The following is a 19,211-nucleotide window of genomic DNA, read 5'->3' on the forward strand; positions in this document are numbered from 1 at the left end:
ATGAGAAGTATCCATGAAAAAAGCTCCCCTCAATGAAGGGAGCTTTTTCACTTTATTAATTTTTGTATGATGCTTGATATTGGGCAAATTCTTTTTCAGAACAATGAACGAAATGTCCTGGTGCCACTTCACGCATTTCAAGTTGTTCATTCTCTGTATAGTTATGAACAGCTGGATTATACTCTTTTCTTCTGCGTGTGCGCTCATACTCGGGATCCGGTAACGGTATCGCAGATAGAAGCGATTGAGTATAAGGGTGAAGCGGGTTTTTATATAGAGCATCACTTGGTGCCAATTCAACCAGTTTTCCATAATACATAACACCGATACGGTCACTGATATACTTTACCATGGAAAGGTCATGGGCAATAAACAAATAGGTTAAGCCCTTTTCTTTTTGAAGCTCTTGCATAAGATTTACAACTTGCGCTTGGATTGAAACGTCCAGGGCAGAGATCGGCTCATCGGCAATGATGAAATCAGGATCTACAGCCAGGGCACGGGCAATTCCGATACGCTGACGCTGTCCACCTGAGAATTCATGTGGATAGCGGCCGGCATGCTCTTTGTTCAAGCCCACCGTTTCAAGAAGCTCATGGACTTTTTTTAAGCGTTCTTCTTTTGAAGAAGCTAAGCCATGGATATCGATACCTTCAGCAATGATATCCGCAACCTTCATACGAGGATTAAGACTCGCATAAGGATCCTGGAAGATCATTTGCATTTTACGGTTGAACTTCTTTAATTGTGAGCGTGACTTTTTACCATGAACGTCTTCACCATTAAAGAGTACTTGCCCATCAGTGGCGTCATATAAACGAATGATTGTACGACCGGTAGTGGATTTTCCACAACCTGATTCACCAACAAGACCAAGTGTTTCGCCTTTATAAATATCAAAACTGATATCGTCAACCGCTTTAACCATATTCGGTTTACCAGGATTGAAATACTGTTTAAGATTTTTAATTTCTAATAATTTTTCTGCCATTATGAACGAACCCCCTCAACAAGCACCGGTTCTTTAAAGTTTGACGGCATTTGTCTTTGTCTTACTTTCACTGCTTCCGGAGGCTCAACCTGTGGGGCACTCGGATGCAGCAACCAGGATTTCACATAGTGAGTATCTGACACCTGGTAATATGGTGGCTCTTGTTCGAAGTCCACTTTCAATGCATAATCACTTCGAAGAGCAAATGCATCTCCCTTAGGAGGATTCAATAAATCAGGAGGAGTACCAGGAATCGCAACCAGCTCCTGCTCACCTTCTGTTTCAGTTGTAGGCATTGAACCAATCAATCCCCATGTGTAAGGATGACGTGGATCGTAGAATATTTCATCTACCGTTCCAGTTTCTACGATTTGTCCTCCGTACATTACCGCAACACGATCGGCAACATTGGCAACAACCCCTAAATCATGGGTGATGAAAATGATGGATGTTTCGATTTTATTTTGAAGGTCCTTCATCAGTTCAAGGATTTGAGCCTGTATCGTAACGTCCAATGCCGTTGTTGGCTCATCGGCAATAAGGATTTTAGGATTACAAGCAAGTGCAATCGCGATGACGACACGTTGACGCTGACCGCCGGAAAATTGATGTGGATACTGTTTAAAGCGAGTTTCCGGACTTGGAAGACCTACTAATTTAAGCAATTCAATGGCGCGTTTCTTCGCATCATTTTTACTCATGTTCTGGTGTTTCACAAGAGGTTCCATGATTTGTTTCCCAATTGTCATTGTCGGGTTTAAAGACGTCATTGGATCCTGGAAGATCATTGAGATGTCCTTCCCACGGATCTTTTGCATATCTTTCTCTGGAAGCTTTGCTAAATCTTTTCCTTCAAAAAGGATTTCTCCACCCTTAATGAATCCAGGCGGGTTTGGAATCAATCTCATAAGGGCTTTCGTCGTAACGGATTTCCCAGAACCAGATTCCCCAACAATCGCTAATGTTTCACCTTTATCTAAATGGAAATCCACACCGCGTACAGCTTGTACTTCTCCTCCATGCGTATTGAAGGAGACGTGTAGATCGTTCACTTCTAAAATTTTTGACATATTATTATCTCCCTTCTACTACTTACGCATTTTCGGATCAAGTGCATCACGCAGACCATCCGCCATTAAGTTGAAACTTAAGATAAGTAACGAGATTACCACGGATGGAACGAGCATCATGTGTGGGAATGACTGAATAGATTTATAGCCGTCATTAACCAATGAACCTAAAGATGCTTTTGGTGGTGCAATTCCCAATCCGATGAAGCTTAAGAAAGCCTCTGTATAGATTGCTGAAGGAACTGTAAACATTGTTGTAATAATGACTGGTCCCATTACGTTTGGAAGTAGGTGCTTAAAAATCAATCGATTACTTGTTGCCCCCAAGGTACGTGAGGCGAGAACAAACTCCTGATTTTTCAATTGAAGTATCTGCCCTCTAACAATCCGGGCCATGGTTGTCCATCCAGTTATAACCATCGCCATTGTTATGGAAAATACACCAGGTTCAAAAATGAGAATGAATAGTATGACCACAATAAGATTCGGGATTCCTACCAGAATCTCAATGATACGTTGCATAATATTATCCACTCTTCCGCCATAGTAGCCGGAAATTCCACCATAGGAAATACCAATTATGAAGTCAATTACAGCAGCTAGGATACCGATATACAAGGAAATCCTCGTACCATTCCAAGTACGTGTCCAAAGATCACGACCCAAATCATCAGTACCGAACCAATAATTTTCCTCGATTTGCCTTGCTTCATATACATCGAAGCCGTCAGCATCCTTCCCATCAAACGGAAGCCAACTCAATCCTGAAAGCGCTTCAATTTTAGGTGGGAGTTTTGCGTGACGTATGTTTTGATCACTAAATTTATATTCGTTCATTCCCGGTCCAAATGTAGCAAACAGGATGATGACCAATGTAATGATCATACCAAGGACTGCCCCTTTATTTTTCCTTAAACGAATCCAGGAATCCTGCCAGAAATTTAAGCTTTTTCGTGAAATTTTTTCAGCCTGACCTTCATCTGCCTTTTGAGGTTGGAAGAGTTCTGGACTTAGTTGATCCAACTTCTTTTTGTTTGCTTCCATTATTTCTTCCCTCCAGCTAAGCGAATACGGGGATCAATGATACCGTAAAGGATATCCACCAAGAAAATGACACCAATGAATAGTGCGCTATAAAACAATGTAATTCCCATAATCACTGTATAATCATTTAACTCAATTGAACGGACGAATTGTTCACCCAATCCAGGAACCGCGAAGATCTTTTCTACTACTAGGGCACCGGTCATAATGTTTACAGTCATCGGTCCCAAAATCGTTATGATAGGGATCATCGCATTCCTAACTGCGTGCTTCACGATTGTCCCTGCCTTTGTAATTCCTTTTGCCTTAGCAAGAAGAATATAATCCGAGTTCAGGATTTCAAGCATTTCTGTTCTCATAAAACGAGCAATCGTTGCAACAACTAATACCGTCAATGCAAGCGTTGGAAGGATTGTATGTTTATACTCACCCCAAAGCGCTACTGGTAGCCATTGCAGTTTAACACCAACATAATATTGAAGGAGACCTGCAAATACGAATGAAGGAATTGAAATACCCAATACCGCAAGAGTAGTTGAACCATAATCAATCCAACTATTATGCTTAATAGCTGCTATGATTCCAATGATTAATCCTAGGAAAGTCCCTAATACCATTGCCTGAAAACCTATTAGAGCTGAAGGACCGATTCGGTCTCCTATCAAGCTTGTTACTGGGCGGTTATCATATTGGAAGGATAAGCCTAAATCACCTTTCGTTAACCCTACCATGTAGTTAATGTATTGTTCTGGCAGCGGGTCGTTCAAACCATATTTATCCAGGATGATTTGTTGTTGTTCCGGAGTAAGCCTTTCTGTGTTTTGCAGTGGAGATCCAGGTAGGAGCTTCATCAGAAAGAAAGTGGCGGTTGCAATGATAAGCAAAGTGATGATCATATAAACGATACGTTGAATTGTATATTTGACCATTCTTTAGCCCCCCTTTTTTATCTTATTTTTTCTACATTCTCAATTATAGCGAATTTCGACAAATTTTCAATAAATTTTTATTTTTGTGATAATTACCGACATTCACTGGAAAAGGAGAGCATATGCCTATGCATACGCTCTCCCTTTTAAGGTTTGTCGAATGAGTTAAATACTACTCAATTGAAGCCCATTTGTAAGATGCATCCGCACCAAATGAGTGACGTAACAGACCTTTAACATATGGACGCTCTAAGAAAGCAGTTCCACGTTGGTACATTGGGCTGATTGCTTGATCGTCGAAAAGGATCTTCTCTGCATCAACCATTGCTTGCCAGCGAGCTTCAGGATCATCAAGAAGTTCACCTTTAGCTTGTTCAATTAACTTGTCATATTCAGGGTTAGAGTAACCCATTTGGTTATGAGCACCGTCAGTCACGAACATGTCAACAAATGTCATCGGATCTGGATAGTCAGGACCCCAACCAGCGAATGAGAAGTCATATTGACCTTTCGATTCTAATTCAAGTTTTTGCTTGAATGGTTGTGCTTTGATGTTGACAGTTAAACCTTCAAGATTTTGCTCAAGTTGTTCTTTTAAGAACTCACCGATCTTTTTAGAGCTGTCAGAGTCATAGTTTAATAGTTCTAATTCAATAGAATCTTTACCTAACTCTTCTTTCGCTTTAGCCCAATAGTCAGCAGCTTTTTTAGTGTCAAATCCACCGAAATCGCCAACCGCTTCACGGTATTCAGTACCATCTGGACCCGTTACGAAATCTTTAGGTACTAAGTAGTTAGCAGGGATAGATCCATTGTTAAGAAGAACCTCAACCATACCTTCTTTGTCGTAAGCAGAGTCAATTGCTTTACGTGCGTTTACGTTTTTCAACACTTCATTTCCTTCGTTTAAACGCAGGAAGTATACAGCAGTATCCGCTTTTGTTTTGAAGTTTTCATCTGACTTGTATTTGTCTACAAATTCAGCTGAAAGACCAGCAACATCAGCTTTGTTTGTTTCAAAAAGGTTAACTCCAGTAGCAGTGTCTTTAACGATATTAAAGTTCACTTCTTTTAACTTAACAGTGTCTGCATCCCAGTAGCTATCGTTATGAGTTAATTTAAAGCTTTGTTCGTGCTTCCACTCAGAAAGAGTAAAAGGTCCGTTATATACTACAGTGTCAGCTTCAAGACCGAATTTATCGCCTTGAGACTCAACGAATTTTTGGTTTTGTGGATAGAATGTTGCGAAAGAAAGTAATGCTTTGAAATATGGTACAGCTGTTTCAAGCTGAACTTCTAATGTTTTGTCATCAATTGCTTTAACACCTAATTCTTCAACTGGCACTTCACCAGCGTTTACTTTAGCAGCGTTTTTGATATCGTACATGATGTACGCATACTCTGCACCAGTATCAGGGTTTAAAGCTTTTTGCCAAGCGTAAACGAAGTCGTTCGCTGTAACAGGATCTCCGTTTGACCATTTCGCATCACGGATCTTGAACGTGTATGTTTTACCATCTTCACTGATCTGTGGTTCTTCAGCAGCCATACCAAGTACAGCCTCGTCATTTTCACCTAATCGGTAAAGACCTTCGAATACGTTGTTCATTACTTTGAATGAAACAGAGTCAGTTGCTAGAGTAGAGTCCATTGATGGGATCTCAGACGCCTCCAGCAGGTTAAGTACTTGTTCTTTCTTTTCGTCAGAACCGCCTGCACCAGTTCCTTCCTCTTTGCTGTCAGTCTTCTTGTCGCCGCCACAAGCAGCTAGGAAAGTACTGAGAGCCAGAAGAAGAACCAGCAAGAATGAAAACTTTTTCTTCATCTTGAAATTGACCTCCTCGTAAATCTCATATTTATTTATCTTCTAATTTTCAGAAGATTTGTTACTTATTATACATGATAGAGAAATTATTGCAATATGAATTTAACAGTTTTTTTGCTAAATTATCAGATTAGTAGGTATATTGATATTGAAACCCTGTAATATCAACGTTTCTTTTAAACATTTTGGAGAGTTCGTCCTATTACAATTGTTACAAACGTAAATTCTCATAGGCTAAATATTACTGTCCTTTAAACAGGGTTCCTGCTCTTTGAAATTCTCTCTTGTTATAAATATTAAATTTCCAGACTAAATATAAATGATAGAATTCATACTTATTTCAGTTAACATCTTCAGCAATATTCCGCTCTCATCATATTGTATTCCCAAGTGGCTGTGTGTCGGTACTACTTATTCACTTTGAGAAGAATTGAATATCCATGAGTGAGGATTGAATTCTTTATAATCCTTCATGTATACTTTTGATAAAAACACTTAAAGGAGTATTATGAAACGAATCAATCTATTTACTATCCTTACATTCCTTTTATTCGTCATTGCTGTTGTGGTGGCGTCACTTCAAGAGAAAAACCTGCTTCTTTCAATTATAGACAGCTTATTTATTATCGGGATTTTGTATGTCTGTCTCGGTTCCCTTCTATATATTTTCGAAAAGGGTTTTTTCAATGGGCTCGTGTACGCAATCAAGCGTTTCCGAAAGAGCTCAAAACTCGGAAAGTACGCTTCTGAGTTCGATGAGCTGGACGAAACAAAGGAAGCCCATGAAGAATTCAGTGTCAAACGCTCCTATTCCATTACTAAGTCTTTATTGACACTCGGAGCTGTGACTCTGGTGTTGTCCATTGTGTTGACCTATCTTCTGTACACTTGAATTATTCAGCTCATTTTCATATAATGTACTTATATGAATTGAGTGAAAAGCAAGGATGAAGAGTAGTACTTTTCTATATGATTTAAAGAGAGCTTGTGGCCGGTGCGAACAAGTATTCATTAGAATAGGAATGGACTTCTGAGCTTTATTTGTGAACCGGAGTAGCTTATAACGGATTAACCTCACGTTAAAGGGGTTCCATGTTCAACATGGACTAAGCTGGCTCATTCGAGCACTTAGGGTGGCACCGCGGAAATGATCCCATTCGTCCCTATTTTTTATAGGACGGGTGGGTTTTTATTTTGTTTATATATAGGAGGAAAAAGAGATGAAAACAATCTTTAGCGGCATTCAGCCGAGCGGAACGATTACTCTCGGCAATTACATTGGAGCGATGAAGCAATTCACAGAACTCCAGGAGGAATATAATTGTTATTTCTGTGTAGTCGATCAACATGCCATTACAGTGGCCCAGGATAAAATGGAGCTGCGAAAAAATATCCGCAGTCTGGCTGCCCTTTATATCGCTTGTGGAATCGATCCTGAGAAATCGACATTATTCATTCAATCGGAAGTCCCTGCACATGCACAGGCAGGATGGATTTTACAATGTGTCACCTATATTGGAGAACTAGAAAGAATGACTCAATTCAAAGACAAATCCCATGGGAAAGAAGCCGTTTCTGCAGGGTTATTGACGTATCCTCCTTTAATGGCTGCAGACATCCTGTTATACGGAACGGATTTGGTTCCAGTCGGGGAGGATCAGAAGCAGCATCTTGAATTGACAAGAAACCTTGCTGAGCGATTCAACAATAAATACAATGATATCTTTACAGTACCTGAAGTCCGCATCCCTAAAGTCGGTGCACGAGTGATGTCCCTACAGGATCCATTAAAGAAAATGAGTAAATCCGATTCGAATCAGAAGGCGTTCATTACACTCCTCGACGATCCGAAACAAATTGAGAAGAAAATTAAAAGCGCCGTAACCGATTCAGATGGCATCGTGAAATACGATAAAGAAAATAAACCGGGAGTGTCTAACCTCCTTTCCATCTATTCGATTCTTGAAGGTAGTTCTATAGAAGAGCTTGAACAGAAATATGAAGGCAAAGGATATGGAGACTTCAAGGGTGACTTGGCTCAAGTGGTTGTAAATGCCATTAAGCCTGTACAGGACCGCTATTATGAATTGATCAATTCCGAGGAATTGGATGATATTCTGGACCGCGGTGCCGAAAAAGCGAACTTCACCGCAAACAAAATGCTTAAAAAGATGGAAAAGGCGATGGGATTGGGACGAAAAGAAAGAAAGAGAAAATAATAAAAACGACGAGACACGGCAATACCAGTGTCCCGTCGTTTTTTATTTACTTTTAACAAAAAACCTTAAGCCACTTTCTCGGCTCAAGGTTTAGAGGGATACATTAATTTACCTTTGGACGATTCTCGACTTCCCACAGTTTTTCAAAAAAGGGCTGTCCTTTAATAAGGTTCTCACACAGTGTCAGGTGCTTGTCCGACCAACCGTACTGGGTTTCTTCATAGAGCATCTGCCATATTTCTTCAAAGTCCATCGCTTGGATTGTCCGGTAGCGCTGAGGTGCCCATTCCGTATACCAGTATCGGATTTCCGCAGTATTATTCGAACTGTGAAGTTGATCCAATGCCATGAATAACAGCTGCTTCAATTGCCTTTCTTTTCTCGTCAGTCCACTCATCATATATGGATTCGGTGAAAGGATGTGATAGGCATCCTCTCTTTTCGGATCCTGCTGAATGGAGTACTGCACCGTTTCATGGCTTTCCACCATTTCGTAAACCAATTGCTCTTGTCTTGGTATCAGCCTGCTCTTCCTGATTGGCACAGTATACCCGATTGTGTCAATTGCAAGTATTCCCGTACCATCTGTGACGATAAAGCAATAATCCAACTGTATCCGTTCATGGTTTTTTCGCAAGTATGCTTTCTGATAGACATTATTAAGCAGTTGTTGAGGTAACTCTGATAAATCATTCTCGATGTAATGAAACAGTGACTTGTCCACTTTAATCAGAGGAACCTGATCTAATAATTCAATGACGTCCTCTTTTCTCCACTCATGAAAATGGCAGACATTATAGCCATTTTCTTCGCCTTCGAACCAATTTACCCATACATCATGAAGATATAACATGATTGACCCCTCGCTTTGCTTCAATCTTATTTGTCAATCAGTATAGGCTAATCTGTGTAAATTTATTCCTATTAATCAGGGTTTTATAGATAGTCATTGTTTTTTCTGCGGGGTATATAAATCGAGAGCGTAATGATGAGGAGTCCTAATAGAAGTAAATAACATTCGATTCTAGAGGACACGAAAAAAATATAGTCTGTAAAACTCATTCCAGTCGTGAGCAGATTTAAATACATGATTAAGCTTACCCCTCCTGAAACAGCCAGTCCAAATCCTATAAAGAGCCCAAACAATTGTCCCACCATACCTTCCGCCTCTATCCCTTACATTAAGATAATGGAGCTCGTCCATGCTTTCTATAGTTTATGAAAGGAATGGGAAGATATGACGGAACCCGGTGCCTATTTTCACGGTTACTGCCCTGAATTCTATGGTAAAAATATTGACGACGGTTTACCAAAGAGTGAAATCGTTGATGTATCCTGGTTTTTTAAATAGTTTTGGACTAATCGATAACCTGAAGAATAGCCTAGCATATTCGGATAGGATTTCTGACCAAGAAGAAGCTGATCATGCAGGGGGCTCCGTCGTTTCACATCCAAATTGGGTTCTATCCATTTATCATAGAAGCTTGACAACTCTGCTTCCTCATACGCTTTGGTCCATGGGGCTACATACTTCTCCCCACAGTATTCCCGGACGGCATTTTCTGCGAGCCCCTCAAAGATAATGGAATCAAGCAGCGTATATTGGTCTTCCTTTTTACTTAATTTCTTCATTCTGACACAGTGATGGTATTCATGTACAAATAGTGCTTCATATTCTTTTGGGTCTTCCTGGTCAGTGATAAAGAAGAATATTTCATCTTTGAAGCACACCCCTGATTTTTTCATTGAAGACTGAAACATCCCCCTTTTTTCCTGCACGGGGAATAAATAAATCGGAACACTCGGGCCATTCCATTTCCTTCTGTATTTCTTTTCATATAATGAAAATCTCGCCCAGATATCTTTTTCTTTCAACTTCTCAAAGATGTCACCGGCATGCTGTGCAGACCGGTACATTCCATGCTTCATCAAATAGTGGTAAAACGATTGTTGGTCCTCTTTACCGTTGATTGTTTTCTTCAGCAGTTCTAATGGCTTACTGATTAAATCTTCTAACCATACATCGGTAGGAGCAACAGCCACCTTCATCCCTCTTTTCCGGCTTTTTATATCTATATGTAAGGAAGAGTGTATTCACAACCGGAAAAGCATCAACGGGTAAGCTTTAATCGCCTATGGAGCTGAATGCAAAAAAAGAGCCCGCCAAATTCGATTGGGGGCTCTCATGTTTCATTTAGTCCGTATACTTTTTGAATACGATGGTAGCATTGTGACCACCGAATCCTAATGAGTTACTCATCGCTACATTCACTGCCTGCTCTCTTGCTTCGTTTGCTACATAGTCAAGATCACAGTCTGGATCAGGTGTTTCAATATTGATGGTAGGAGGCAGAATACTGTCTTTCATGGCAAGGACTGTGAAAATCGCTTCCACCCCTCCTGCTGCTCCAAGAAGGTGACCCGTCATGGATTTCGTTGAGCTCATCGCTAATTTGTATGCATGCTCCCCGAATACTTCCTTCACGGCCATCGTTTCGTATTTATCATTATATGGTGTACTTGTTCCATGAGCATTGATATAATCCATCTCTTCAGGAAGGATTCCGCCATCTTCCAGTGCCATCTTCATCGCTCTCGCCCCGCCTTCACCAGCTGGTGCAGGCGCAGTGATATGATAAGCATCTCCAGTACATCCGTATCCGACGATTTCCGCATAAATCGTCGCTCCACGTTTAAGGGCATGCTCAAGCTCCTCAAGCACGACGATACCCGCTCCTTCTCCCATTACGAAACCATCACGGTTTGCGTCAAAAGGCCTTGAAGCTTTTTCAGGGTCCGTGTTAGTGGAAAGGGCTGTGTTTGCACAGAAACCGGCAACGGACATTTTGGTGATTGGAGCTTCAGCTCCACCTGAAACCATTACATCAGCGTCACCGCGCTGAATGACTTTAAACGCGTCTCCGATGGAGTTGGTACCTGTTGCACATGCCGTTACGGTACAAGAGTTGAATCCTTTCGCTCCCAGCATGATGGACACTTGTCCTGCAGCCATATCAGGAATGATCATCGGTACGAAGAATGGACTTACCCTACGGTATCCGCGTTTTTGGAATGTTTCGTATTGTTGTTCGAATGTTTCCATTCCCCCGATACCAGAACCGATCCATACCCCGACTCGGTGAGCATTTTCCTCTGTGATGGAAAGTTTCGAGTCTTTAACAGCCATTAAGGATGCGGCAATCGCATAATGAGTGAAGCGGTCCATCTTTCGGGCTTCTTTTCTTTCCACCCCGAAATCTTCTATATTAAAGTCTTTTAACTCTGCTGCCACCTTTGCAGGATACTCATCAGCGTTTAAACGCGTTAATGGTCCTACACCCGTTTTCCCTGCTAAAATATTCGACCAGGTCGATTCAACATCATTACCCAACGGCGTGACACTGCCTAAGCCCGTCACGACTACACGCTTCTTATTCATTTAAATCCATCTCCTTTATCTGCATGTTGTAGATTGTCTTATGATTATCAATTATTTACCCCAGCGCATGATGATCGCGCCCCATGTTAAACCGCCACCGAATCCTACCATGACGACGACATCGTTCTCTTTCACTCTTCCCGCTTCCAGATCCTCGATTAAGGATACTGGGATAGAAGCCGCTGAAGTGTTTCCATATTTATTGACGGTCTTGGACATCTTTTCAACCGGCAACTCCAGCCGTTGTCTCGCAGCTTCCATGATTCGGATATTGGCTTGGTGAGGAATCAGGAAATCCACATCCTCTTTTTTCAATCCAGCTTTTTCAATGACATTGATGCTGGATTCACCCATTTGACGTACCGCGAACTTAAATACTTCGCGTCCGTTCATGATCAATTTTTCGTCTTGATACAAATGCTTAGCTCCAGATCCATCAGATCCTAATTCGAAGGCAAGAATTCCTTTACCATCAGGAACGGGTCCTAGAATGGCTGCACCTGCTGCGTCCCCGAATAAAACGGCTGTATTCCGGTCTTCCCAATCTGTGATCTTAGATAGTTTCTCCACACCAACGACTAGGACATGCTTGTAAGCACCATTATCGATAAACTGCTTTGCTGTAATCATACCATACATAAAGCCGGCACAAGCGGCACTGATGTCCATTGCCGCAGCCTTCTTAGCTCCCAATCGTTCTTGAAGAAGGCATGCGACAGAAGGGAATGGATAGTCAGGGGTAACCGTTGCAACCAAGATCATATCGATATCTTCAGGGGTGATCTCTGCATCGGCGATGGCCTTTTTAGCGGCTTCAAAAGCCATGTCAGAGGTATTTGTTTCATTATTAGCTATTCTTCTCTCTTCAATGCCTGTCCGTGTTCGAATCCACTCATCCGAAGTATCCACCATTTTCTCCAGGTCGGCGTTTGTCAAAATCTTTTCAGGAAGATAACGTCCAATTCCAATAATACCTGTATTCATACTGGCGTTCCCTACTTTCGTTTTATATTTTTTTCATATACTTTAGGTTTATTATCAATTATTATGACTTGGTACTAATTTTATCGAAGATTTCTACTTTCTGCAATTATTTTTTACTTCTTCCATTCTTCTACACGTTTGACCATACTCGTACAACCCCATCAATCATAGGTTAATTAGTAGTCAGAGGGGGTGATGATGTGTCTGAAGAAAAACGGCAACATCCATTTGAACAGATGATGTTCGGGGGACGCAGGAAGAACCAGGAAGTACCTACTTTACAACAAGGAGAGAATAAGACAGATGGGGGATCACTGCTTGACGGAGTTCAATCTATCATGAATTCCATTGATGAGTTAAAACCCCTTTATAAGAAAATCAGTCCATTTTTAAAAAACGGCAAATAAAGCTGTTGTAAATCATAAAAAAACGGGCCATCGTTATTCGATGACCCGTTCTTTCATACACTTACTCTTTATGTAAGGCGTCCTGTTTACCTAATTCATATGCCTCATTCATGACCTGTGTGAATAGCGTCATGAATGGCTGTAACATTTCAGGTGAGAATTCGACCCCTGCTTGATCCAGCTGTTCCTTCGCTTGTGGGAAGTACTTCATGGCAATCTGCATAAATTCCATTGTTTTATCTTGATTCATTGCTTTGATTCCTTTCCATTCGGCAATTTGCCGGTATCGATATAGTTTTGAATATGCTTTTTCATTTCAGATTGAAAATCCTTCGGAATGACGGGACTGAATTTGCCCATGGATATGACTCCGTCTTCGAAATCAAACTCCAGGTTACCGGAATCCAACTTGTCATTTACGAGCCTATCGGCCACAATACTATACAGCTTATCCGCATGCTGAACAGTGCTCGTCAAGACCGTTGATTCCCCAAGATCTGATTGATCCGATACATACCCAATTGCATAAAGTCCCTTTTCCTTAAGCTTTTCGATTACAGCTACATTATAGCCGTCACCTGCAGGATATACAACATCGACATCTTCGCTTATTAAGCGGTCTAACTCATTAAGTGCGGCAGTTGAATCATCCCAGTGATTGGTGTACTTCACCTCAAGCTCTGTGTCACTGTTTTGATATTTCGCCCCGTCAATAAACCCCTGAACCTCCGGCTGCCAATCGAAGGCAGCGATCACACCGACCTTATGTGTCTTAGAGTGAAAGGCTGCTGTCATACCTCCAAAAAAACCCATTGCGTATCCCTTGAATCGCAGACTTGTCGTGTTTTTCTCAGTGGCATCCCCATTAAAGCTGACAAAATGAATGTTAGGGTAGTCAGCGGACAGATTATTAAATACCTCGGCATACTCACTCCCGTGCCCAAATACTAAAGTAACATCTTTTTTATCAAATTCATTCACTGCTTGCTTGATTGATGTATCATTCTTCATTCCTTCTTTATAGAAGACATCTGCATTATATTCCGATTGTATTTTTAATAATCCTTTATATCCCTTCGTTCCCCATACTCCATCATTTACTGCCTCAGGAACCAATAAACCTACCTTGTCTATTTCTGCGCTATTCCCTGTTGAACAACCACTTAGCCCCAGCAGGAATGCAACCAAGAATAACGCGTAACATCTCTTCATCATATGCAGCAACTCCTTCAAAGCTCGTGCAGCATCTATAAAAAGGACAATAGAAAATTATTACATCATCCTTATTTTACCCTCACCTTCCTCCTCATGAAAAGGAAAAGTTTTCTCATTCCTGAATTTCATGCATGTGAATCCCTTTTCGCTGTTGATCAATAATGCTCTCATGAGACTTGGATGGTCTGACAATGATCTCTTTACCTTTTGGTGTGCCGTGGCGAAATTTTGTTGAAAACTCTTCATCCGATATATACGAAAGAGCTTCGTTCCAACTTCTTTCAGATAATGGTTTAAGGATGAATCGTTCTTTTTTTGATGAAAGATTGACTATTGCTCTGGCAGCATCCTTCACATATATCGCGCCCGTTGGATCATCTACAAATCCCGAGATTTCTTCCCTTCCCATTAACAGTTGTGCAAACAGAAAATCCTCCGGTTGATGCATGCCGTATAGTGTGGGAATGTAAAAGATTGATCCCTCCGATTCAACATTCCGAATTCCAAATTCATTCGAATAAATCCGAACCACATGGGGGGGCTGGTCCATTTTTCCAAGGAGCCCATCCACCGCTGTCAAGTAACTGCCCTTTTCCCCTCTTAATTGGTCATAATATGGAAGGAACACAGTACATTCTGAGTTTACGTTCTGATTCCAATCCCCATATGGAACGTACTCAAGATTTGCATTCCTTCCAATTTGCAGCCATTTATCCTCAAATGCTTTATTCTCATCAATGGCGGTCACAGTCCATCCTTTTTCCAGAAGGGCGTCACAGAGCTCAAATCCCAAAAACTGTTGTGCAGCAAATACAAATGCATGATCCAAATCAATCACTCCAATATGTTAGTTATAACTCTTTCTCATGTAAGGAAAAGTAAGAGGCAAATTTTCCTCCGAGGGTTCCCCGTTTCTCAGGAAGGACAAAAAACAGATCCGTTGAAATTCCATTTTGTAAACGCTCCGTATATATATCTTTTATGAGTGAGAACTGATTTTTATAACGATTAAGAGTCATCGACTGTACAATATATAGTGGTGTCGAGATGGTCTTGAAGATTTCGTAGTCATGGGACTGCTTGGAGATGAAGGCTTCACATTCCTCTTCCTTCACCCTGAGCATCTGTGAAAGCTCTTTTATCACTTTTTTATAAAAAAATTTCTGTTCCTTTTCTTGTTCCAAGTGATCATATAATGACACACAAGGTGAAAGAATGACGACGCTTCTAATATCATGTTCCAATTTCGGGTACAAATTTTTCAAAACTAATGCGCCCATACCTTCTGCTAATATATGGATTTTTCCATTGATGATTTCATTCCTCTTCACGTACTGATAAAGTCGCCTGGACAGTTGCACGGCTTGATCGCTACCCCAATTCGCTCCATATAGATTACTATAATACACAATATATCCCTTTGCGGTCAGGTCTTGAATCCACTTATGGCGTGCCTCATGCTGAATCCAAAAGCTGCTTTTCCCATCTACATAGTGATGGGAATCCCCAATGATCATTACAGCGAATCCGTTCGGGCGTTCAGGATAATGAATCATGCACCACTCTTGCTCTAATTGAAACAATCGCTGATACATTCAAATTTCTCCTTTTACATAGTAAGTCTTTATAGTTTATGTGAAAAATCAGTAATGGTAAGGAAGAACGCCCAATGCCACCCTATTATTTGCAAATTCCGTCTATCATGACAGGGTTTACATTTCACAGATTAGTCATTTATTAATTGAGTTAGCTGTGGTAAAATAAGAAAGATTGAAATGAGTGACAACATACGATTGATTTAGTTGATTACATAGGAATGAGGTGACTTGGCGTGAGATTTTTCTGGATGTTTTTCTGGGCTTTTGCATTATCTGAAATGTTGACTTACGTAGTAAGCTCCATGAATGGAATCGAATTCCATTTTCAAACTGGACTGATCCTTACCGTTTGTTTCGCGGTATTGGTATTCCTTATCACGCTTGTTATTCCAAACGAGCCTGTCGAAAACCATTAAAAAAAGCAGCCAATACGGCTGCTTTTTTTTAATGTATCATCAATCCATCTTCTCCTGCATCGATGGTGATGGTTTGACCCGTTCTGATATGCCCGGCAATGAGCTCCCGTGCAAGCCTTGTTTCGATCTCCCTTTGTAGGTACCTCTTTAAAGGTCGAGCTCCATAAACAGGATCATAGGCTGATTCAGCAATGAACTCTTTCGCCCTGTCTGTAAGGGAAAGCGTGATATGCTGATCCTCCACCCGATGCTGGAGTTCTTCTATGAGCTTATCAATGATCCCTTTAATATTTCCGATACTTAACGGTTTGAATAGGACGATGTCATCCACCCGGTTAAGAAACTCTGGACGGAAGTAAGAGCGCAGTTGCCCCATTACGAGATCTTTTGTTTCATTGTCGATCTCATCTTCTCCTTTATTCCGTTCGAGAAGATGAGCCGAACCAATATTGGACGTCATAATGATGACTGTATTTTTACAATCAATGGTCCTACCCTGTGAATCAGTGATCCGGCCGTCATCGAGCATCTGCAGAAGAATATTGAATACTTCCGGATGGGCTTTTTCAATCTCATCCAACAATATGACAGAATAGGGTTTACGCCTGATTGCCTCTGTCAACTGGCCGCCCTCTTCATATCCAACATAACCCGGTGGTGCACCAATCAACCGTGAAACCGCATGTTTTTCCATATATTCAGACATATCGATGCGAATCATCTGCTCTTCGCTGTCAAACAACGTTTGGGCTAGCGTCTTGGCAAGCTCTGTCTTTCCAACACCTGTAGGTCCTAAGAAAATGAAGGAACCAATCGGTCTATTCGGATCCTTGATTCCTGCCCTCGCCCGAATGACTGCATCGCTGACCAATTGAACAGCCTCATCCTGTCCAATCACCCGCTCATGCAGAATGCGATCAAGTTTCAATAACTTCTCTCGTTCCCCTTCCACAAGCTTTGTCACAGGTATTCCCGTCCATCTCGCTACAATGTTAGCGACTTCTTCTTCTGTCACTTCTTCACGCAGCAGCCTGCCATCTTGTTCTTTCATCATTTCCTGTTCTACTGCTTCAAGCTCCTTTTCCATTGCCGGAATCCGGCCATGTCTGAGTTCAGCGGCCCTATTGAGGTCATAATCGCTCTCAGCTTCCTCTAGCATGCGCCGAAGTTTCTCAAGCTCTTCCCGTTTCTCTTGAACGACTGCGATGCTTTCCTTCTCCTTTGTCCATTTTAATTTCATGCTATTGGCTTTTTCCTTTAGATTACTTAGATCTTCCCTGATACGCTCGAGTCTTTGAAGACTGGCAGCATCCTTTTCCTTATTCAAAGCCGCTTCTTCAATTTCAAGCTGCATCACCTTACGTGTTACTTCATCGAGCTCGGACGGCATCGAGTCGATTTCTGTTCGGATCATCGCACATGCCTCATCAATCAAGTCGATCGCTTTATCCGGCAGGAACCGGTCTGATATATAGCGGTCTGACAGCCTGGATGCAGCTACGATAGCGCGGTCATGAATATTGACTCCATGATGGATTTCAAATCGTTCCTTTAATCCCCTCAAGATGGAAATCGTATCTTCCACGTCCGGCTCCTGTACGAGTACTTGTTGAAACCGCCTTTCCAAGGCTGCATCCTTTTCAATATACTTTCTGTATTCGTTGAGGGTCGTTGCTCCGATACAATGGAGCTCTCCTCTTGCAAGCATCGGTTTCAGTATGTTCCCTGCATCCATGGCTCCTTCCGTCTTTCCTGCACCGACAATCGTATGAAGCTCATCAATAAATAGAAGAATGCGTCCTTCACTCTTTTTCACTTCTTGTAGAACAGCCTTTAACCGTTCCTCGAATTCTCCCCTGAATTTAGCACCTGCGACCAATGAGCTCATGTCTAATTCAAAAATCGTCTTATCCTTCAAGCCTTCAGGAACATCCTTCCTGACAATTCTCTGAGCAAGACCCTCAACGATGGCCGTCTTCCCTACGCCTGGCTCACCGATCAAGACGGGGTTATTCTTTGTCTTACGGGACAGAATCCTGATGACATGGCGAATCTCGCTATCCCTTCCTATAACAGGATCGATTCTTCCTGAACGGACATCTGCCACAAGGTCTCTTCCATATTTTTTTAGGGCTTCGTACTTCACTTCGGGGTTTTGCGTTGTCACCTTACTCCCTCCTCTGATCTCTTCAATAATGGCTAGCAACTCATTTTCAGTTACATTTTGTTTCGTTAAATATTCTGTTACTGCATGATTCTTTTGTTTCCACAACGCGAGTACAAGATGTTCAATAGAGACGTAGTCATCATCCCATTTATTCTTTAGACGTTCACTGTCCTGTAGAAGTTGGTGAACGTCCCTTGAAAGGTACTGTCCATATTGGATTCCCTCCCCTTCTACAGCAGGCATGGTATCTAACTTCTCATCTAACCACTCCAACATCCCTTGTATGTTCAATCCTGCCCGATCGTAAATGGTTCCAAGGAATCCGTCTTCTGCCTTTAAGAGTGACCTCCATAAATGAAATACACCGACATCAGTATGTAGCTTTTCTTGGGCCAATTGCCCAGCCGATTCCAATCCTTGTTGAATGCTGTGAGTCAGATTTTCAACATTCACCGTTTTTCACCTCTCATTTTGACCTTTATTGACCTTTACTTACATTATATCCCTTTCTACGAAAAAAGGGAAAGGAAAAGGAACAAGGACCGCCTCATCGTGGCATCCTTGTTCCTCTTGTTTATGGTTTTCTCACATACGACCAAATACGATTGTGATTGGAGTTTTCAGGGAACCTTTCCCCAGCTTTCAAACGAAGTTTTTGAGGATTTTTCACCATGCTCCCCGTTTCACCGATTTCTATATACTCACCGTTGTTAGGAGCTTTGTCCCCGGCCCTGAATTGGCGTGATTGTCCCATTGTTACCCCTCCTTTTTCGAAGCAATGCTTCCTTCCTATTTTTCTACAGTACAGAGCATTCATGCATGCCATATGAAGGATAAATATGATAAACACGTTACGGTTCGGTTAACATTCGGAAAAAGGCTTTACAGTCTTTCCCTTTATGGTGTT

20 protein-coding genes and 1 other annotated feature are annotated in these 19,211 nt (G+C 41.5%); of the genes, 4 read left to right on the forward strand and 16 right to left on the reverse strand.

What is annotated here, in order from left to right:
- Positions 1 to 55 precede the first annotated feature (55 nt).
- From ACIGG7_RS12335 to ACIGG7_RS12355, 5 genes are all read right to left on the reverse strand, one after another.
- Entirely contained in the window at positions 56 to 991 is a 936-nt protein-coding gene (locus ACIGG7_RS12335) for an ABC transporter ATP-binding protein (RefSeq protein WP_224941537.1), read from the reverse strand.
- On the reverse strand, positions 991 to 2,061 hold the full coding sequence (locus ACIGG7_RS12340; RefSeq protein ID WP_224941538.1) for an ABC transporter ATP-binding protein: 1,071 nt from the start codon (positions 2,059 to 2,061) through the stop codon (positions 991 to 993). Before ACIGG7_RS12340 ends, ACIGG7_RS12335 begins: the two co-directional genes overlap by 1 nt.
- A gap of 18 nt (positions 2,062 to 2,079) precedes the next feature.
- The gene (gene opp3C / locus ACIGG7_RS12345; protein WP_224941539.1) at positions 2,080 to 3,105 is read right to left on the reverse strand and encodes an oligopeptide ABC transporter permease; all 1,026 of its coding nucleotides are present in this window, start codon (positions 3,103 to 3,105) and stop codon (positions 2,080 to 2,082) included.
- Positions 3,105 to 4,034: an oligopeptide ABC transporter permease gene (opp3b, locus tag ACIGG7_RS12350; RefSeq protein WP_224941540.1), complete on the reverse strand. Its 930-nt coding sequence runs from the start codon at positions 4,032 to 4,034 to the stop codon at positions 3,105 to 3,107. Before opp3b ends, opp3C begins: the two co-directional genes overlap by 1 nt.
- A 172-nt stretch (positions 4,035 to 4,206) precedes the next feature.
- Complete coding sequence (locus tag ACIGG7_RS12355) at positions 4,207 to 5,859, reverse strand: peptide ABC transporter substrate-binding protein (RefSeq protein ID WP_224941541.1); 1,653 nt, start codon at positions 5,857 to 5,859, stop codon at positions 4,207 to 4,209.
- A gap of 508 nt (positions 5,860 to 6,367) precedes the next feature.
- Here ACIGG7_RS12355 and ACIGG7_RS12360 point away from each other — a divergent pair.
- The gene (locus ACIGG7_RS12360) at positions 6,368 to 6,751 is read left to right on the forward strand and encodes a DUF3899 domain-containing protein (RefSeq protein WP_224941542.1); all 384 of its coding nucleotides are present in this window, start codon (positions 6,368 to 6,370) and stop codon (positions 6,749 to 6,751) included.
- Positions 6,752 to 6,794: 43 nt separating this feature from the next.
- Positions 6,795 to 7,027: a binding site (T-box leader), on the forward strand.
- 52 nt (positions 7,028 to 7,079) lie between these two features.
- The gene (gene trpS / locus ACIGG7_RS12365) at positions 7,080 to 8,078 is read left to right on the forward strand and encodes a tryptophan--tRNA ligase (protein WP_224941543.1); all 999 of its coding nucleotides are present in this window, start codon (positions 7,080 to 7,082) and stop codon (positions 8,076 to 8,078) included.
- 103 nt (positions 8,079 to 8,181) lie between these two features.
- Here trpS and ACIGG7_RS12370 read toward each other — a convergent pair whose 3' ends face one another.
- The 5 genes from ACIGG7_RS12370 to ACIGG7_RS12385 all read right to left on the reverse strand — a co-directional run bounded on the left by ACIGG7_RS12370 (position 8,182) and on the right by ACIGG7_RS12385 (position 12,501).
- Complete coding sequence (locus ACIGG7_RS12370) at positions 8,182 to 8,931, reverse strand: YjbA family protein (protein WP_224941544.1); 750 nt, start codon at positions 8,929 to 8,931, stop codon at positions 8,182 to 8,184.
- 83 nt (positions 8,932 to 9,014) lie between these two features.
- Positions 9,015 to 9,236, reverse strand: a complete 222-nt coding sequence (locus ACIGG7_RS23730; RefSeq protein ID WP_224941545.1) for a YuzI family membrane protein — start codon at positions 9,234 to 9,236, stop codon at positions 9,015 to 9,017.
- A 123-nt stretch (positions 9,237 to 9,359) separates the two neighbouring features.
- The gene (locus ACIGG7_RS12375; protein ID WP_397549909.1) at positions 9,360 to 10,121 is read right to left on the reverse strand and encodes a DUF2268 domain-containing putative Zn-dependent protease; all 762 of its coding nucleotides are present in this window, start codon (positions 10,119 to 10,121) and stop codon (positions 9,360 to 9,362) included.
- A 151-nt stretch (positions 10,122 to 10,272) separates the two neighbouring features.
- Positions 10,273 to 11,517 (reverse strand): beta-ketoacyl-ACP synthase II, encoded by a 1,245-nt coding sequence (gene fabF / locus ACIGG7_RS12380; RefSeq protein ID WP_397549910.1) that lies wholly within the window; start codon positions 11,515 to 11,517, stop codon positions 10,273 to 10,275.
- A gap of 51 nt (positions 11,518 to 11,568) precedes the next feature.
- Complete coding sequence (locus ACIGG7_RS12385; RefSeq protein ID WP_224941548.1) at positions 11,569 to 12,501, reverse strand: beta-ketoacyl-ACP synthase III; 933 nt, start codon at positions 12,499 to 12,501, stop codon at positions 11,569 to 11,571.
- A gap of 200 nt (positions 12,502 to 12,701) precedes the next feature.
- Here ACIGG7_RS12385 and ACIGG7_RS12390 point away from each other — a divergent pair, with 200 nt between their 5' ends.
- A complete protein-coding gene (locus ACIGG7_RS12390; RefSeq protein WP_224941549.1) occupies positions 12,702 to 12,908 on the forward strand; it encodes a hypothetical protein in 207 nt (68 codons plus the stop codon).
- Positions 12,909 to 12,969: 61 nt separating this feature from the next.
- Here ACIGG7_RS12390 and ACIGG7_RS12395 read toward each other — a convergent pair whose 3' ends face one another.
- The 4 genes from ACIGG7_RS12395 to ACIGG7_RS12410 all read right to left on the reverse strand — a co-directional run bounded on the left by ACIGG7_RS12395 (position 12,970) and on the right by ACIGG7_RS12410 (position 15,718).
- Entirely contained in the window at positions 12,970 to 13,158 is a 189-nt protein-coding gene (locus tag ACIGG7_RS12395; RefSeq protein WP_224941550.1) for a ComZ family protein, read from the reverse strand.
- Entirely contained in the window at positions 13,155 to 14,123 is a 969-nt protein-coding gene (locus ACIGG7_RS12400) for a BMP family ABC transporter substrate-binding protein (RefSeq protein WP_397549911.1), read from the reverse strand. The genes ACIGG7_RS12395 and ACIGG7_RS12400 overlap by 4 nt, the downstream gene beginning before the upstream one ends.
- A gap of 112 nt (positions 14,124 to 14,235) precedes the next feature.
- On the reverse strand, positions 14,236 to 14,952 hold the full coding sequence (locus ACIGG7_RS12405) for a hypothetical protein (protein WP_397549912.1): 717 nt from the start codon (positions 14,950 to 14,952) through the stop codon (positions 14,236 to 14,238).
- A 22-nt stretch (positions 14,953 to 14,974) separates the two neighbouring features.
- Entirely contained in the window at positions 14,975 to 15,718 is a 744-nt protein-coding gene (locus tag ACIGG7_RS12410) for a hydrolase (protein ID WP_224941553.1), read from the reverse strand.
- Between the two features lie 236 nt (positions 15,719 to 15,954).
- Between ACIGG7_RS12410 and ACIGG7_RS12415 the strand changes: the two genes are divergently transcribed.
- Positions 15,955 to 16,137 (forward strand): DUF2929 family protein, encoded by a 183-nt coding sequence (locus tag ACIGG7_RS12415; RefSeq protein ID WP_219166952.1) that lies wholly within the window; start codon positions 15,955 to 15,957, stop codon positions 16,135 to 16,137.
- A 28-nt stretch (positions 16,138 to 16,165) separates the two neighbouring features.
- Here ACIGG7_RS12415 and clpB read toward each other — a convergent pair whose 3' ends face one another.
- Positions 16,166 to 18,757 (reverse strand): ATP-dependent chaperone ClpB, encoded by a 2,592-nt coding sequence (gene clpB / locus ACIGG7_RS12420; protein ID WP_224941554.1) that lies wholly within the window; start codon positions 18,755 to 18,757, stop codon positions 16,166 to 16,168.
- A gap of 121 nt (positions 18,758 to 18,878) precedes the next feature.
- Positions 18,879 to 19,058: a YjzC family protein gene (locus ACIGG7_RS12425; protein WP_224941555.1), complete on the reverse strand. Its 180-nt coding sequence runs from the start codon at positions 19,056 to 19,058 to the stop codon at positions 18,879 to 18,881.
- Between the last annotated feature and the right edge of the window lie 153 nt (positions 19,059 to 19,211).

The organism is Rossellomorea sp. NPDC077527, assembly GCF_044542955.1.
GTDB lineage: Bacteria > Bacillota > Bacilli > Bacillales > Bacillaceae_B > Rossellomorea > Rossellomorea aquimaris_E.

Excerpts from the sequence above, each read along its gene's own strand:
- ACIGG7_RS12395 (WP_224941550.1), bottom strand. The coding sequence starts at position 13,158 with ATGAATCAAGATAAAACAATGGAATTTATGCAGATTGCCATGAAGTAC.
- ACIGG7_RS12355 (WP_224941541.1), bottom strand. The coding sequence starts at position 5,859 with ATGAAGAAAAAGTTTTCATTCTTGCTGGTTCTTCTTCTGGCTCTCAGT.
- ACIGG7_RS12360 (WP_224941542.1), top strand. The coding sequence starts at position 6,368 with ATGAAACGAATCAATCTATTTACTATCCTTACATTCCTTTTATTCGTC.
- ACIGG7_RS12340 (WP_224941538.1), bottom strand. The coding sequence starts at position 2,061 with ATGTCAAAAATTTTAGAAGTGAACGATCTACACGTCTCCTTCAATACG.
- ACIGG7_RS12370 (WP_224941544.1), bottom strand. The coding sequence starts at position 8,931 with ATGTTATATCTTCATGATGTATGGGTAAATTGGTTCGAAGGCGAAGAA.
- opp3C (WP_224941539.1), bottom strand. The coding sequence starts at position 3,105 with ATGGAAGCAAACAAAAAGAAGTTGGATCAACTAAGTCCAGAACTCTTC.
- fabF (WP_397549910.1), bottom strand. The coding sequence starts at position 11,517 with ATGAATAAGAAGCGTGTAGTCGTGACGGGCTTAGGCAGTGTCACGCCG.
- ACIGG7_RS12385 (WP_224941548.1), bottom strand. The coding sequence starts at position 12,501 with ATGAATACAGGTATTATTGGAATTGGACGTTATCTTCCTGAAAAGATT.
- ACIGG7_RS12400 (WP_397549911.1), bottom strand. The coding sequence starts at position 14,123 with ATGATGAAGAGATGTTACGCGTTATTCTTGGTTGCATTCCTGCTGGGG.
- ACIGG7_RS23730 (WP_224941545.1), bottom strand. The coding sequence starts at position 9,236 with ATGGTGGGACAATTGTTTGGGCTCTTTATAGGATTTGGACTGGCTGTT.
- ACIGG7_RS12425 (WP_224941555.1), bottom strand. The coding sequence starts at position 19,058 with ATGGGACAATCACGCCAATTCAGGGCCGGGGACAAAGCTCCTAACAAC.
- trpS (WP_224941543.1), top strand. The coding sequence starts at position 7,080 with ATGAAAACAATCTTTAGCGGCATTCAGCCGAGCGGAACGATTACTCTC.
- opp3b (WP_224941540.1), bottom strand. The coding sequence starts at position 4,034 with ATGGTCAAATATACAATTCAACGTATCGTTTATATGATCATCACTTTG.
- ACIGG7_RS12335 (WP_224941537.1), bottom strand. The coding sequence starts at position 991 with ATGGCAGAAAAATTATTAGAAATTAAAAATCTTAAACAGTATTTCAAT.
- ACIGG7_RS12410 (WP_224941553.1), bottom strand. The coding sequence starts at position 15,718 with ATGTATCAGCGATTGTTTCAATTAGAGCAAGAGTGGTGCATGATTCAT.